Below are 13,536 nucleotides of genomic sequence, written 5' to 3' on the forward strand. Positions count from 1 at the left end.
TCAAGCCGATGACTCGGCAAAGACGCTGTTATCTAATACCTCTATGCTCAGGCCGGATCGCTAATACGGCCAACTATCCCATGAGTTTAATGAGGTTTGTATGGAAACAAAAACGGCGTCTCCCTGGAGATTACGGCTTGGTTTTTCCGTAGCCGATATTTCCTGTAATTTAGTGTGGCAATTAATTTCATTATATTTAATGTATTTCTATACCGATATAATGAAGCTCCCAGCCTATTATATCGGCATTATGTTTTTGATCACACGACTGGCCGACGGGGTCACGGACGTATTAATGGGGATCCTCATTGATAATACCAGTACCCGTTGGGGCCGCTGTCGTCCGTGGCTGGCGATTGGCGCCATCCCTTTTGGCCTGTTATGTATTCTCGCCTTTTATATTCCAGACTTCGGCACTACTGGCAAACTAATATGGGCGTTTATCACCTATTTTTTATTGTCGGTGATGTTTACGGTAGTCAATATTCCGTATAACGCGATGCTCCCTTTCTTAAGCAACGATGCGCATGAACGTACCGTGCTTTCCTCCGTGAGAATAATGTTCAGTTTTATTGGTTCGACGATTGTCTCGGTCGCCACGCTGCCATTGGTCAATTGGTTGGGCAACGGTAATCAGGATCGTGGGTTTATCTATACCGCCACGCTGTTCGGCGTGCTGTCGACTTTCTTTCTGTTTGTCAGCTTTTGCAACGTGAAAGAGCGCTACGCCATTACGCCGGAAAAAATGACCCTGCGTCGCGCCTGGCAGGGGCTCAAAGAGAACACGCCGTGGAAGGTGTTCGCCATCAATATTCTCTTTATGTGGGGCGCGTTCTTTTTACAGTCCGGCGCGCTTATCTACTTCTTTAAATATTACGTGGGTAACACCGCGCTCACCTCCGTGGCGGCAGGTATCGCCTCGTTTGTACCGCTGCTGGGCACGCTGACCGTGCCGTTCCTCGCCAAACGGCTGCGTAAGATTCAGGTGTATCAGTTGGCCTGCGCCATCAACCTCGGCGGTATGGTCATTATGATGCTCTCCGGCGTCAACGTCTGGGGGCTGATGTCCGGCGCGGTGCTGCTGGCGCTGGGCTTCGGGCAACGTAATGCTATCTATTTTTCCATGCAGGCCGATCCGGTGGACTACGGCGAGTGGAAAACCGGCATCAACACGGCGGGCATTCTCACCTCGGTAAACGGTTTTATCGGCAAGGTGGCGATGGCAGCAGCCGGGGCATTAAGCGGTTTTATGCTCTCGGCGACCGGTTACGTTGCGGAAGCGCAGCAGTCGGCGGCGGCGATTATGGCGATTAAAGCCTGCTATCTGTGGATCCCGGCGGGGTTAATTGTGGTCTCGATGCTGTGGATGGGGCGTTTTTATACCCTCGATAACCAGTATGAAGAGATTAAGAAGCAGCTCGCAGAACAAAAATTACTGAATGCAGAAGGTCTGGGGAATTGATGATGACAAGGCGTAATACTCGCGCAAAATGGATCTGGCTGGCCGGAGACTTTGAGATCCGCCACGCGTTATTGCAAAACCTGCAGCGCGAAGAGCGCGGTTTCGACTGGCCCGCCTACTGGCACGTAGAGGACTGCTGCAAAAGCGTCGTCTTTACCCGCCGCTACTGTTTTAGCGAACCGCAGACCTTCACCGTACAGGTAGAAGGTTCCGGCTACGCGCAGATTGACGGCAAAAAACAGCCGCTCAACGGCCCTCTCACCTGCCCGGTGGGCGAGCAAACGCTCACCTTCTACGTCGCCAATGCCAGCGGGCTTCCCGCGTTGCGCGTCGAAGGCGAGCGGGTCTTTAGCGATGAAAGCTGGTTGGCCAGTGACTATATCGACACCGCCCCGGTGGGCTGTGATGCGCTCTATACCTCGGCGCAGACCTCTCCCAATGCCGTTAACTTTGAGCGTGAACCACGGCTGCCGGTAAGCGAACGCGCGATGAATGGCGGCGTGCTTTTCGATTTCGTGCGCGTGGTTAATGGGGAGCTCGCGGTCAGCTTCAACAGCGATAAGCAACCGCCGGTGACGCTGTGCTATGGCGAATCCCAGGCGGAAGCGCTGGACACCCAATATTGCTACTACTCACAGACCAACGTCACGCCGGATTCCGCCATCCGTAAACGCGCCTTCCGCTACGTTTTTATTCCCGATGTCGCGCCTGGCGCAGTCAGCCTGGCGGCGGAGCATGAATTTATCGCCAAACCGCGTTGCGCCAGCTTCCACAGCAACGATCCGCTGATCAACCAGATCTGGCAGGTTTCGCGCGAGACTTTCGCCCTGTGCAGCGATCTGTTTTTCATCGACGGCGTGAAACGCGACCGTTGGATCTGGTCAGGCGATGCCTGGCAGTGCACGCTGATCAACCCATATCTGTTTTTCGATGAAGATATCAACCGCCGTACCCTGCTCGCCCTTCGCGGCCGCGACCCGATGCGCCAGCATATCAATACCATCGTCGACTACTCGCTGCTGTGGGTGATCAACATTGAGAAGCACTACCTGATGAGCAACGACGCGGCGTTTGTCCGTCAGGTATACGGCAAAATGGTCAGCCTGATGGAATGGCTGATGCCCGATATCGACGAAAGCGGTTTTATTCGCGGTAAAGAAGGCGACTGGATTTTTATCGACTGGGCCGAGATCGATAAAACCGGCGCGGTGTGCGCCGAACAGATGCTGCTGCTGAAGGCCTGGCGTTCGCTGGCGCTGTGCGCGGAGATCGTCGGCGCGGATCCTGCCGAGTGGCAGCGGCGGGCCGATAAACTGGCAGAAAGCATCGACCTCTTCTTCTGGGACGAAGAGCAAGGCGCCTATATCGATAGCTATGAGAGCGGCAAACGTCACGTGACTCGTCATGCCAACATCTTCGCGCTGATGTTTGATACCGTAACCCCCGAGCGGCGACAGACCATCGTCGAGCGAGTACTGATGAACGAGGCCATTGCCCCCATCGTCACCCCCTACTTCACCTTTTTCGAGCTGGATACGCTGTGCCAGTGCGGCCGACAGGATGTGGTCTGGCAACGGATGCGCGATTACTGGGGCGGTATGCTGGCGCTGGGTGCCACGACCTTCTGGGAAGAGTACAACCCGGATATTAAAGGCGACGAACACTACGCGATGTACGGCGACAAGTTTGGCAAGAGCCTGTGCCACGCCTGGGGAGCGAGCCCGCTCTACCTGCTGGGGCGCTACTTTGTCGGCCTGCATCCGCTAACGCCTGGCTATGAAACCTTCGCCATTGAACCGTGGCTTGCACCTTTTAGCGTGCTGGACTGCACATTGCCGATTAAAGAGGGTGAAGTCACGCTCACCTTACGCGACAATCAGCTGACGGTTTGCGCCTCCCGCGGCGGCGGCGTGCTGCGGCTGCGCGGCGAAAGCTGGCCACTTAGCGCCGGGCAAGCGTTAACGCTGCCTGTAAACTAACAATGTCAGGAGAGGAAGAATGAAGATTATGCTCGCCCAGGACTACTTCCTCTCCGATACCCACGCGTTTTCGCTGTTCAGTTCACGCGACCAGGAGATGGCGGATATTCACGGCCATGATTTTCACGAAATCGTCATCGTGAAAGAGGGCTGCGGGTTTCACATCATCAACGATCGCGTCAATCTGGTGTTTAAGGGCGATTTTTTCTTCGTCTCCGCCAACGACATTCACTATTACGAATCCACCCGACATCTGTCGCTGATTAATATCCTGCTGCGCCGCGACGGCGAATTTCAGTTCGTAAAATCGCTGCTGCCGCTGCTGATGCAGCTTCAGACGCAGACCCGCGAGCGGCCGGCCTCATTAAACGAAGCGACGCTGGCGCGTGTGGTCCAGCTGGCGGGGGAGATTCACAGCAAAACGGATGATGATTATGACAGCACTTACTTCGTCACCACCGAAGCCATACTTTTGACGATCGTGGGCATGCTGATGGAGAACAGCGTCAGATTACCGCGGGGCGGTCGTTATGATGATAAAAAACGACGGCTGTTGCGCAGCATTCGGGACAATTTGCAGCAGGCCGTCATCTGGGAGCATCTGGCAGAAGAGTGCGCCATTCCCAAACGCACGTTGTACCGGTTTATCAAGGAGTTTACTGGCTTTACGCCGGATCAGTTCGTCCAGCGCTACCGCCTGTTGAAAGCGCAGGAACTGCTGCGCACCACCGAACGCTCGGTAGCCAGTATTGCCCGCGCCTGCGGATTTAGCTCATTGCCCCGTTTAACCGAGGCCTACAGTCGTTTTTTTCAGCATTCGCCGAGTGCGGAAAGAGAAAAACGAACGGTGGCGTAGACTCGCCCGTTAAACGCTATTTTTCAGCGACTGCTTCAGCGCCTTCTGCTGCTGGCGACGATGGCGGAAGAAGTCGCTCAGCATGGCCGAACACTCATCCGCCAGCACCCCTTCGGTGATTTCCACGCGATGGTTCATCCCAGGATGATGCAGCACGTCAATCAGCGAACCGGCCGCGCCGGTTTTAGCATCACGCGCGCCAAACACCAGCTGGCCAATACGCCCATGTACCATCGCTCCTGCGCACATCACGCACGGTTCCAGGGTGACGTAGAGGGTCGTGTCGATCAGCCGATAGTTTTGCAGCACCACCCCGCCCTGACGTAGCGCCATAATTTCCGCGTGTGCTGTGGGATCGTGGCGGCCAATCGGCCGGTTCCAGCCTTCGCCAATTACCTGATTGTTGTGTACCAGCACCGCGCCAACCGGCACCTCACCCTCTTCCCAGGCACGACGAGCCAGCACCAGCGCGTGGCGCATCCAGTATTCGTGATTTTGTTCAATGTCGGACAACGTCGGGACTCCAGGTTTTCAAACGCGGCGCATTATACACAATATCCAGCAAAGCGCAGCGCCCGCTATTCCAGCTGTTCCAGCTCGCCGTGCGGCGTTACGCGCCAGCGATGCTCACAGAAAAAGAGTAGTGGATTATCTTGCTTGCTGTCGCTGTAACCGCTGTACAGGCGCAGCGGCGCGCCAAGGCGCTGTTCCAGTTGCACCACCTTTTCATGGCCAAGGCAGCGCACCGACAGTACCCGGCCACCCAGCGCACGTTGCATCTGGCTGCCGATAAGGTTCACGCGCGACATCCAGGGCGCATCGGCATAGACACGCTCTACCAAGGTTTGCGGCGAGCCGGTGATCAGCCAGACGTCGGCCTCATGGTGCTGAAGATAGTTGTCTAAACGCGCCTGCACCACCGGAAAGGGCGTCACCGTAGCGCGAAACCAGATAATAAAGCTCGCCTCCAGCGCCTTGAGCGTGGCTTCACGTCGCCCAAAAGTGCAACCCCACAGCAATACGCTCATCGGCCAGCGGGCCGCACGACCTTTAATGAGCATCGTCAGGCCAATGGCGGGAAGCAGCGGCAGCACTAATAGCGCGTTAAGCGGCATACGACGCAATAAATAGCGGATAAACGCCCCGAACAGATCCTGCTGATGTAGCGTACCGTCAAGGTCGAAAAACACCACGCGGCGAGAGTGGCTAGTCAAAAGAGCCTCCTGTATTCCTTAGCGGGCCAGCCCACAGACTAGCAGATTGTCGACCGTCTTTCGCCAAACGGCGAGTTAACGGACCTGATGCGCGAAAAGAGTTGCGTTTTTAGCGGCGCATGGAATATTTAATTCGGTATATTCCGGTATAATAGAATACATAATTCTTGCAGATGATCAGAACGGTGTTCTGGCGCAAGGTGGCGATCTTGCCCATGAGGTTCTTATGAATTGTCTAATCAGTATCCGCCAGCGTTATCCTCAGCTAGCGCAAAGCGATCGTAAGCTGGCGGATTTTATTCTGGCGCAGCCGGATCAGGCGCGTCATTTAAGTTCACAACAGCTAGCCAGCCAGGCAGGCGTTAGCCAGTCCAGCGTGGTGAAATTCGCCCAGAAGCTCGGCTTCAAGGGTTTTCCGGCGCTGAAGCTGGCGCTCAGCGAGGCGCTGGCGAGTAACGTCAACCCGCACTCGGTGCCGGTGCATAATCAGATTTGCGGCGACGATCCGCTACGGCTGGTTGGCGAGAAGCTGATTAAAGATAACGTCGCGGCAATGCATGCTTCACTGGACGTCAACAGTGAAGACAAACTGCTGGAGACCATCAACCTGCTACACGGCGCGCGGCGCATCATCCTCACCGGCATCGGCGCTTCCGGGCTGGTGGCGCGCAATTTTAGCTGGAAGCTGATGAAAATTGGCTTCAACGCTGTGGCGGAGCTTGATATGCACGCCCTGCTCGCCACCGTTCAGGCGATGGCGCAGGACGATCTGCTGTTGGCCATCTCTTATTCCGGCGCGCGTCGCGAGATCAATCTCGCCGCCGACGAAACGTTACGGGTAGGCGGCAAAGTGCTCGCCATTACCGGCTTTTCGCCCAACGCGCTACAGCAGCGCGCGACCCACTGCCTGTATACCATTGCCGAAGAGCAGGCAACGCGCAGTGCCGCGATTTCCTCCACCAGCGCACAGATGATGCTCACGGATCTGCTGTTTATGGGCCTGGTGCAGCAGGATCTGGAAAAGGCGCCGGAGCGTATTCGCCATAGCGAGGCGCTGGTGAAAAAGCTGGTTTGATCTGCGGTGCGATGACCACAGAAAAGGTATGGCCTGCGCGGAAAATGCGCGTATAATGCGCGCCCTGTTTATCGAGTTACTGAGAATTTACTGATGGCGCTGTTAATCACCAAAAAATGTATCAACTGCGATATGTGCGAACCGGAATGCCCTAACCAGGCCATTTCGATGGGTGATAGCATCTATGAGATCGACCACGATCGCTGCACCGAGTGCATCGGCCATTACGAAACGCCGACCTGCCAGAAAGTGTGCCCGATCCCGAATACCATTCTCAAGGACCCGGCACATTTAGAAAGTGAAGAGCAGCTGTGGGATAAATTTGTCCAGATGCATCACGCGGACAAAATCTAGCTTTCGACAATCACCGTCGCGCAAGCGTAGTGGCGCTCATCAGCGAGCGTCACGTGCAGATGGGCCACGCCCATACGCTCGGCGAGTAACTTTGCTTCTCCCCATAAACGCAGCTTCGGCTTGCCCAGTTCATCGTTAAAAACTTCAAACTGATTAAACGCCAGGCCGTTACGAATGCCGGTGCCCAGCGCCTTCGACGCCGCTTCTTTCACCGCAAAACGCTTCGCCAGAAAACGCACCGGCTGCTGGTGCGTCTCCCAGATGGCCCACTCATTATCGCTAAGTACCCGACGCGCAAGGCGGTCGCCGCTACGGGCAATCACCGCTTCAATACGGGCGATTTCGACAATGTCTGTTCCAAGCCCCAGAATCGCCATTACGCGCGCGCTTCCAGCATCAGGCGCTTCATTTCCGCCACCGCGTCTTTCAGGCCGCTCATCACCGCCCGGCCAATAATGGCGTGGCCGATATTCAGCTCGTGCATTTCCGGCAGCGCGGCAATCGCTTTCACGTTGTGGTAAGTGAGACCGTGGCCCGCGTTAACCTTCAGGCCCAGGCTTGCGGCGTAGGTCGCGGCTTTCGCGATACGCTCAAGCTCTTTGGCTTGCTCCGCATCAGTGACGGCATCGGCGTAGCAGCCGGTGTGGATTTCGATATACGGCGCACCCACATCAGCGGCGGCTTTAATCTGCGCATCATCGGCGTCAATAAACAGCGACACCAGGATGCCCGCGTCGGCAAGGCGTTTGCAGGCATCACGCATTTTGTCGAACTGACCCGCCACGTCCAGACCGCCTTCGGTGGTCACTTCCTGACGTTTTTCCGGCACCAGGCAGCAGAAATGCGGTTTGGTTTCACAGGCGATGGCCAGCATCTCTTCGGTCACGGCCATCTCCAGGTTCATGCGGGTGTCCAGCGTCTGACGCAGAATACGCACATCGCGGTCGGTGATATGGCGACGATCTTCACGTAAATGCACGGTGATACCATCCGCACCGGCCTGCTCGGCGATAAACGCGGCCTGTACCGGGTCCGGGTAAGCGGTGCCGCGTGCGTTACGCAGGGTGGCAATGTGGTCAATATTGACGCCTAACAGTAATTCAGCCATGACAATCCTCGTGTTTTTATTTTTAACTTCGTTTCCCCTCATCCCGGCCTCTCCCTAAAGGGGCGAGGGGAAAAGCGGGATGGGTGCAATCAGGGTTACCGCTTCGGCATAAACTGTCGAAACAACTCGCGGCTCTTTAACGGTTTCCCGCCAAGATACGGCTTTAACGCCATGCGGGTAAAGCGTTTCGCTGCGCGCAGCGTATCAATATCCGGAAACTCACGGTTAGCCAGCGCTTTCAGTTGATGGCCGGTAAAGGTGTTGTTATCGATAACCACGCTGGCAATAAATCCTTTCTCTTCCCGGTAGCGGTAGGTCATGGTGTCGTCCACCTCATCGCCGCTGCCGGCGCAGTGCAGGAAGTCGACGCCATAGCCGAGGTGCCCTAGCAACGCCAGCTCAAAGCGGCGCAGCGCCGGTTCAGGCGAGCCCGTTGCGCCAGCTAACGCCTGGATACAGTGCAGATAGTCGAAAAAGAGTTCAGAAAAGCGGGTTTCGTGCTCGAGCACGCGCGACACCAGTTCGTTGATGTACAGACCGCTATACAGCGTAATGCCGCTCAGAGGAAGCGCCAGCGAAACCGCTTCAGCGCTACGCAGCGTTTTCACTTCGCCACGGCCGCCAAAACGGACTAACAGGGGGGTAAAGGGCTGAAGCGCGCCTTTAAGGTTGGAACGTTTGGAACGTGCGCCTTTCGCCACAAGGCGCACGCGACCCGATTCTTCCGTGAAGACGTCCAGCATCAGGCTGGTCTCGCTCCAGGGGCGACTATGCAGAACAAATGCGCGCTGCCAGCCCTCCATCGGGGTTATTCTCAGAGATCGTCGACGTAACCGAGGCTGCGCAGCGCGCGCTCGTCATCCGCCCAGCCTGATTTCACTTTCACCCACAGTTCCAGGTGAACAGGCGCTTCGAACATCTCCTGCATATCTTTACGGGCTTCAATACCGATGGTTTTGATCTTGGCGCCTTTGTTGCCAATCACCATCTTCTTCTGCCCTTCACGCTCAACCAGGATCAGGCCATTGATGTCGTAGCCGCCACGTTCGTTAGAAACGAAGCGCTCGATTTCAACGGTCACCGAATATGGCAGCTCAGCCCCCAGGAAACGCATCAGCTTTTCACGGATGATTTCCGAGGCCATAAAGCGCTGTGAACGGTCGGTGATGTAGTCTTCCGGGAAGTGGTGTGTCGCTTCCGGCAGGTGCTTACGCACGATACTGGCAACGGTGTCCACGTTCAGCCCGCTCTCCGCAGAGATAGGCACGATATCGAGGAAGTTCATCTGGCTACCGAGGAACTGCAGGTGCGGCAGCAGATCCGCTTTTTCCTGCACGTTATCGACCTTGTTCACCGCCAGAATCACCGGCGCTTTACCTTCGCGCAGTTTGTTCAGCACCATTTCGTCGTCCGGCGTCCAGCGGGTGCCTTCGACCACGAAAATCACCAGCTCAACGTCACCGATAGAGCTGCTGGCCGCCTTGTTCATCAGGCGGTTGATGGCACGCTTCTCTTCCATATGCAGGCCCGGGGTATCGACGTAGATCGCCTGATACTCACCTTCAGTATGGATGCCCACGATGCGGTGGCGCGTGGTCTGCGCTTTACGGGAGGTAATCGAGATCTTCTGCCCGAGCAGCTTGTTCAATAACGTGGATTTGCCGACGTTCGGACGACCGACGATGGCAATAAATCCGCAATAGGTTTTTTCTTCGCTCATTCCAGCTCCAGCTTTTTCAGCGCCTGTTCGGCGGCAGCCTGTTCCGCCTTGCGACGGCTGGAACCTGTGCCGACCACCGGTTCACTCAGGCCGCTAACCTGGCAGTGGATAGTAAATTCCTGATCGTGTGCTTCCCCACGCACCTGAACCACCAGATAAGACGGCAGCGGCAGATGGCGGCCTTGCAGATACTCCTGCAAGCGTGTTTTTGGATCTTTTTGCTTATCGCCCGGGCTGATTTCGTCCAGACGCGTCTGGTACCAGGAGAGGATCAGCTTCTCGACGGTTTGAATATCGCTGTCGAGGAACACCCCGCCGATTAATGCTTCAACCGTGTCCGCCAGGATAGATTCCCGACGGAAGCCGCCGCTTTTCAGCTCGCCCGGCCCCAGACGCAAGCATTCGCCCAGCTCGAACTCACGCGCGATCTCGGCCAGCGTGTTACCACGCACCAGCGTCGCACGCATGCGGCTCATATCGCCTTCATCCACGCGTGGAAAACGATGATAGAGCGCGTTGGCAATCACGTAGCTTAATATGGAATCGCCCAGGAACTCTAAGCGTTCGTTATGTTTGCTGCTGGCACTGCGGTGCGTTAACGCCTGTTGCAACAGCTCCTGATGAAGAAAAGTGTAGCCCAGCTTCCGTTGAAGCCGATTAATTACGATGGGGTTCATGCGATACCAAATAAATAAATGCGTCCACAATGCAGCACACGAAACAGACCTGAGGGAAACCAACGCGGTTTCGTGTGCCGTGTCTCCCATAAGAGACATCCGAAACTTCGGGGGGATATTCTATACGCAACGACAAGGGATGTCGTTAGTTTGAATAGATTAAAACTAAATAATTCACGCGGCGCACGCCTGGCCGCCGCGTGAAGTCAAATGGAGGATTAATGAATCCCACCAATGCGGCTTAAACGCACGCCGGTAGGCCATTGGCCCTCTTGTTTTTCAAAGCTCATCCAGATAGCGGTTGCCTTACCGACCAGGTTCGCTTCCGGCACAAAGCCCCAGTAACGGCTGTCCGCGCTGTTATCGCGGTTATCACCCATCATGAAGTACTGCCCCGGTGGGACGATCCAGGTTGCCAGCGGCAGACCGGACTGGTGGTAGTACATCCCCACCTGATCCTGAGCAATCGGCACGGTCAGAATACGGTGGTTCACATCGCCCAGCGTTTCCTGACGTTGATCCAGCCGTACGCCGTCTGCTTTGCGCTCGCCCTGCGGCATTTCAAAGAAGCCGCTGGTCGCCTCGCCGCCGTTGCTGCGGGAGAAGGTCTGAACGAAATCACTCGGCTCGACGTTGGAGTAAGTAACCGGCAGCGCGCTACCGCACGCCTGGCCGGAGCTGCATCCCGGTTGAATCGTCACTTGTTTCGCAATCGGATCGTAAGTGACCTTATCGCCCGGCAGACCGACGGTACGTTTGATGTAGTCCAGACGCGGATCTTCCGGGTATTTGAACACCACGATATCGCCGCGTTTCGGATGGCCTGTTTCAATAATCGTCTTCTGGTAGATCGGGTCTTTAATCCCGTAGGCGAATTTCTCCACCAGGATAAAGTCGCCAATCAGCAGCGTTGGCATCATCGAACCGGAGGGGATCTGGAACGGCTCATAAATAAATGAACGCACGATCAGCACGATCGCCAGCACCGGAAAGACCGACGCGCCGGTTTCCAGCCAACCCGGTTTCGGGCCGACTTTTTTCAGCGTCTTTTTATCCAGCGCTTCGCCGGTGGCAACCTGCGCCGCCGCCTGGCGTTCCCGCCGTTTGGGCGCGAAGATAAACTTATCAACGCACCACAAAATGCCCGTGACCAGTGTGGCAATCACCAGAATCAGGGCAAACATGTTCGCCATGCCAACTCCTTAGAGATTATTTATTGTCTTTACCGACATGCAGAATGGCGAGGAACGCTTCCTGCGGCAGTTCGACGTTACCGATCTGCTTCATGCGCTTTTTACCCTCTTTCTGTTTTTGCAGCAGCTTTTTCTTACGGCTGATATCGCCACCGTAGCATTTCGCCAGAACGTTTTTACGCAGCTGCTTCACCGTTGAACGCGCGATGATATGCGTGCCGATGGCCGCCTGAATCGCGATATCAAACTGCTGGCGAGGGATCAGATCTTTCATCTTCTCAACCAGTTCACGGCCACGGCTCTGGGAATTGTCGCGGTGGGTAATCAGCGCCAGCGCATCGACACGTTCGTTATTGATGAGGACATCAACGCGCACCATGTCAGAGGCCTGGAAACGCTTGAAGTTGTAGTCCAGCGACGCATAGCCGCGGGAAGTCGACTTCAGACGGTCGAAGAAGTCGAGTACCACTTCCGCCATCGGAATTTCATAGGTCAGCGCCACCTGGTTACCGTGGTAAACCATGTTGGTTTGCACACCACGCTTCTCGATACACAGCGTAATGACGTTACCGAGGTAAGCCTGCGGCAGCAGCATGTGACACTCAGCGATCGGCTCGCGCAGTTCGTAGATGTTGTTCAGCGGCGGCAGCTTGGATGGGCTATCGACGTAGATAACCTCTTTCGCCGTGGTTTCTACTTCATAGACTACGGTCGGCGCGGTGGTGATCAGGTCCAGATCGTACTCACGCTCCAGACGTTCCTGAATGATCTCCATGTGCAACAGGCCGAGGAAGCCACAGCGGAAGCCGAAGCCCAACGCGGTTGAGCTTTCCGGTTCGTAGAACAGGGAGGCATCGTTCAGGCTCAGCTTGCCGAGCGCGTCACGGAAGTTTTCGTAGTCGTCAGAGCTGACCGGGAACAGGCCGGCATAAACCTGCGGCTTCACTTTTTTGAAGCCTGGCAGCGGTTTGTCCGCCGGGTTACGCGCCTGCGTCAGGGTATCGCCAACCGGCGCGCCGAGGATGTCTTTAATCGCACAAACCAGCCAACCTACCTCGCCGCATTTCAGCTCGGTACGATCAACCTGTTTTGGCGTGAAGATGCCCAGACGGTCAGCGTTGTAAACCTGACCGGTGCTCATCACTTTAATCTTGTCGCCTTTACGCATGGTGCCGTTTTTAATACGCACCAGCGAAACCACGCCCAGATAGTTATCGAACCAGGAGTCGATGATCAGCGCCTGCAGCGGGCCTTCCGGATCGCCTTCCGGCGGCGGAATATCGCGTACCAGACGCTCCAGTACATCGGTAACGCCCACGCCGGTTTTCGCCGAGCAGCGTACAGCGTCGGTCGCATCGATGCCGACGATATCTTCAATTTCTTCCGCAACACGCTCAGGATCGGCGGCAGGCAGGTCGATTTTGTTGAGAACCGGCACGACTTCCAGATCCATTTCCATGGCGGTATAGCAGTTCGCCAGCGTCTGTGCTTCTACGCCCTGCCCGGCGTCAACCACCAGCAGTGCGCCTTCACAGGCCGCCAGAGAACGGGAAACTTCATAAGAGAAGTCGACGTGGCCTGGGGTGTCGATAAAGTTCAGCTGATAGGTCTCGCCATCGGCCGCTTTAAAGTCCAGCGTCACGCTCTGTGCTTTGATGGTAATGCCACGCTCGCGTTCCAGATCCATTGAGTCCAGAACCTGGGCTTCCATTTCGCGGTCGGAAAGGCCGCCGCAAATCTGAATAATACGGTCAGACAGCGTTGATTTACCGTGGTCGATATGTGCAATGATGGAGAAGTTACGTATATTCTTCATATATTAAAATATTTATGCCTTACGGATACTTTGAGGCCGCGGTACGGAGCCTGACATTGTTGTCGTTCGAAAACGCCGCATT

At 55.8% G+C, this 13,536-nt stretch carries 14 protein-coding genes; 5 read left to right on the plus strand and 9 right to left on the minus strand.

What is annotated here, in order from left to right; translation table 11 throughout:
* The first annotated feature begins 100 nt into the window (after positions 1 to 100).
* From K7B04_RS23520 to K7B04_RS23530, 3 genes are read left to right on the plus strand one after another with little or no spacing between them, the layout of a single operon-like run.
* Positions 101 to 1,462, plus strand: coding sequence for a glycoside-pentoside-hexuronide (GPH):cation symporter (locus K7B04_RS23520; protein WP_163448308.1), 1,362 nt, complete (start codon positions 101 to 103; stop codon positions 1,460 to 1,462).
* Complete coding sequence (locus K7B04_RS23525; protein WP_223803143.1) at positions 1,462 to 3,441, plus strand: amylo-alpha-1,6-glucosidase; 1,980 nt, start codon at positions 1,462 to 1,464, stop codon at positions 3,439 to 3,441. The genes K7B04_RS23520 and K7B04_RS23525 overlap by 1 nt, the downstream gene beginning before the upstream one ends.
* A gap of 19 nt (positions 3,442 to 3,460) precedes the next feature.
* Positions 3,461 to 4,297, plus strand: coding sequence for a helix-turn-helix domain-containing protein (locus K7B04_RS23530; RefSeq protein ID WP_167575223.1), 837 nt, complete (start codon positions 3,461 to 3,463; stop codon positions 4,295 to 4,297).
* Positions 4,298 to 4,306: 9 nt separating this feature from the next.
* On the opposite strand, the gene tadA is transcribed toward K7B04_RS23530, so the two are convergent.
* Together tadA and yfhb are read right to left on the minus strand one after the other, a co-directional pair.
* Positions 4,307 to 4,810, minus strand: coding sequence for a tRNA adenosine(34) deaminase TadA (tadA, locus tag K7B04_RS23535; protein WP_163448310.1), 504 nt, complete (start codon positions 4,808 to 4,810; stop codon positions 4,307 to 4,309).
* Positions 4,811 to 4,875: 65 nt separating this feature from the next.
* The gene (gene yfhb / locus K7B04_RS23540) at positions 4,876 to 5,511 is read right to left on the minus strand and encodes a phosphatidylglycerophosphatase C (RefSeq protein WP_223803144.1); all 636 of its coding nucleotides are present in this window, start codon (positions 5,509 to 5,511) and stop codon (positions 4,876 to 4,878) included.
* A gap of 226 nt (positions 5,512 to 5,737) precedes the next feature.
* Between yfhb and K7B04_RS23545 the strand changes: the two genes are divergently transcribed.
* Together K7B04_RS23545 and K7B04_RS23550 are read left to right on the plus strand one after the other, a co-directional pair.
* Entirely contained in the window at positions 5,738 to 6,586 is an 849-nt protein-coding gene (locus tag K7B04_RS23545) for a MurR/RpiR family transcriptional regulator (RefSeq protein WP_223803145.1), read from the plus strand.
* Between the two features lie 93 nt (positions 6,587 to 6,679).
* The gene (locus tag K7B04_RS23550) at positions 6,680 to 6,940 is read left to right on the plus strand and encodes a YfhL family 4Fe-4S dicluster ferredoxin (RefSeq protein ID WP_163448312.1); all 261 of its coding nucleotides are present in this window, start codon (positions 6,680 to 6,682) and stop codon (positions 6,938 to 6,940) included.
* Here the strand turns inward: K7B04_RS23550 and acpS are convergent.
* The 7 genes from acpS to lepA all read right to left on the minus strand — a co-directional run bounded on the left by acpS (position 6,937) and on the right by lepA (position 13,454).
* Positions 6,937 to 7,317, minus strand: coding sequence for a holo-ACP synthase (acpS, locus tag K7B04_RS23555; protein ID WP_163448313.1), 381 nt, complete (start codon positions 7,315 to 7,317; stop codon positions 6,937 to 6,939). The two genes, K7B04_RS23550 and acpS, sit on opposite strands and share 4 nt — an antisense overlap.
* Positions 7,317 to 8,048 (minus strand): pyridoxine 5'-phosphate synthase, encoded by a 732-nt coding sequence (pdxJ, locus tag K7B04_RS23560; protein ID WP_163448314.1) that lies wholly within the window; start codon positions 8,046 to 8,048, stop codon positions 7,317 to 7,319. The genes acpS and pdxJ overlap by 1 nt, the downstream gene beginning before the upstream one ends.
* Before the next feature lie 95 nt (positions 8,049 to 8,143).
* Positions 8,144 to 8,851, minus strand: coding sequence for a DNA repair protein RecO (recO, locus tag K7B04_RS23565; RefSeq protein ID WP_064543449.1), 708 nt, complete (start codon positions 8,849 to 8,851; stop codon positions 8,144 to 8,146).
* 11 nt (positions 8,852 to 8,862) lie between these two features.
* Positions 8,863 to 9,768 carry a GTPase Era gene (era, locus tag K7B04_RS23570; protein WP_223803146.1) on the minus strand — a complete coding sequence of 302 codons (906 nt, stop codon included), beginning with the start codon at positions 9,766 to 9,768 and terminating at the stop codon, positions 8,863 to 8,865.
* Positions 9,765 to 10,445, minus strand: a complete 681-nt coding sequence (rnc, locus tag K7B04_RS23575; protein ID WP_064543445.1) for a ribonuclease III — start codon at positions 10,443 to 10,445, stop codon at positions 9,765 to 9,767. The genes era and rnc overlap by 4 nt, the downstream gene beginning before the upstream one ends.
* A gap of 218 nt (positions 10,446 to 10,663) precedes the next feature.
* Positions 10,664 to 11,638 (minus strand): signal peptidase I, encoded by a 975-nt coding sequence (lepB, locus tag K7B04_RS23580; protein WP_163448315.1) that lies wholly within the window; start codon positions 11,636 to 11,638, stop codon positions 10,664 to 10,666.
* 16 nt (positions 11,639 to 11,654) lie between these two features.
* Positions 11,655 to 13,454 carry a translation elongation factor 4 gene (gene lepA / locus K7B04_RS23585; RefSeq protein ID WP_223803147.1) on the minus strand — a complete coding sequence of 600 codons (1,800 nt, stop codon included), beginning with the start codon at positions 13,452 to 13,454 and terminating at the stop codon, positions 11,655 to 11,657.
* Between the last annotated feature and the right edge of the window lie 82 nt (positions 13,455 to 13,536).

Origin of the sequence: Kluyvera sp. CRP, from assembly GCF_019930565.1 — a bacterium.
In the GTDB taxonomy this organism is placed as follows: Bacteria; Pseudomonadota; Gammaproteobacteria; order Enterobacterales; family Enterobacteriaceae; genus Kluyvera; species Kluyvera georgiana_A.

Excerpts from the sequence above, each read along its gene's own strand:
- rnc (WP_064543445.1), bottom strand. The coding sequence starts at position 10,445 with ATGAACCCCATCGTAATTAATCGGCTTCAACGGAAGCTGGGCTACACT.
- recO (WP_064543449.1), bottom strand. The coding sequence starts at position 8,851 with ATGGAGGGCTGGCAGCGCGCATTTGTTCTGCATAGTCGCCCCTGGAGC.
- K7B04_RS23545 (WP_223803145.1), top strand. The coding sequence starts at position 5,738 with ATGAATTGTCTAATCAGTATCCGCCAGCGTTATCCTCAGCTAGCGCAA.
- K7B04_RS23525 (WP_223803143.1), top strand. The coding sequence starts at position 1,462 with ATGATGACAAGGCGTAATACTCGCGCAAAATGGATCTGGCTGGCCGGA.
- acpS (WP_163448313.1), bottom strand. The coding sequence starts at position 7,317 with ATGGCGATTCTGGGGCTTGGAACAGACATTGTCGAAATCGCCCGTATT.
- K7B04_RS23530 (WP_167575223.1), top strand. The coding sequence starts at position 3,461 with ATGAAGATTATGCTCGCCCAGGACTACTTCCTCTCCGATACCCACGCG.
- era (WP_223803146.1), bottom strand. The coding sequence starts at position 9,768 with ATGAGCGAAGAAAAAACCTATTGCGGATTTATTGCCATCGTCGGTCGT.
- lepB (WP_163448315.1), bottom strand. The coding sequence starts at position 11,638 with ATGGCGAACATGTTTGCCCTGATTCTGGTGATTGCCACACTGGTCACG.
- K7B04_RS23550 (WP_163448312.1), top strand. The coding sequence starts at position 6,680 with ATGGCGCTGTTAATCACCAAAAAATGTATCAACTGCGATATGTGCGAA.
- K7B04_RS23520 (WP_163448308.1), top strand. The coding sequence starts at position 101 with ATGGAAACAAAAACGGCGTCTCCCTGGAGATTACGGCTTGGTTTTTCC.
- pdxJ (WP_163448314.1), bottom strand. The coding sequence starts at position 8,048 with ATGGCTGAATTACTGTTAGGCGTCAATATTGACCACATTGCCACCCTG.
- lepA (WP_223803147.1), bottom strand. The coding sequence starts at position 13,454 with ATGAAGAATATACGTAACTTCTCCATCATTGCACATATCGACCACGGT.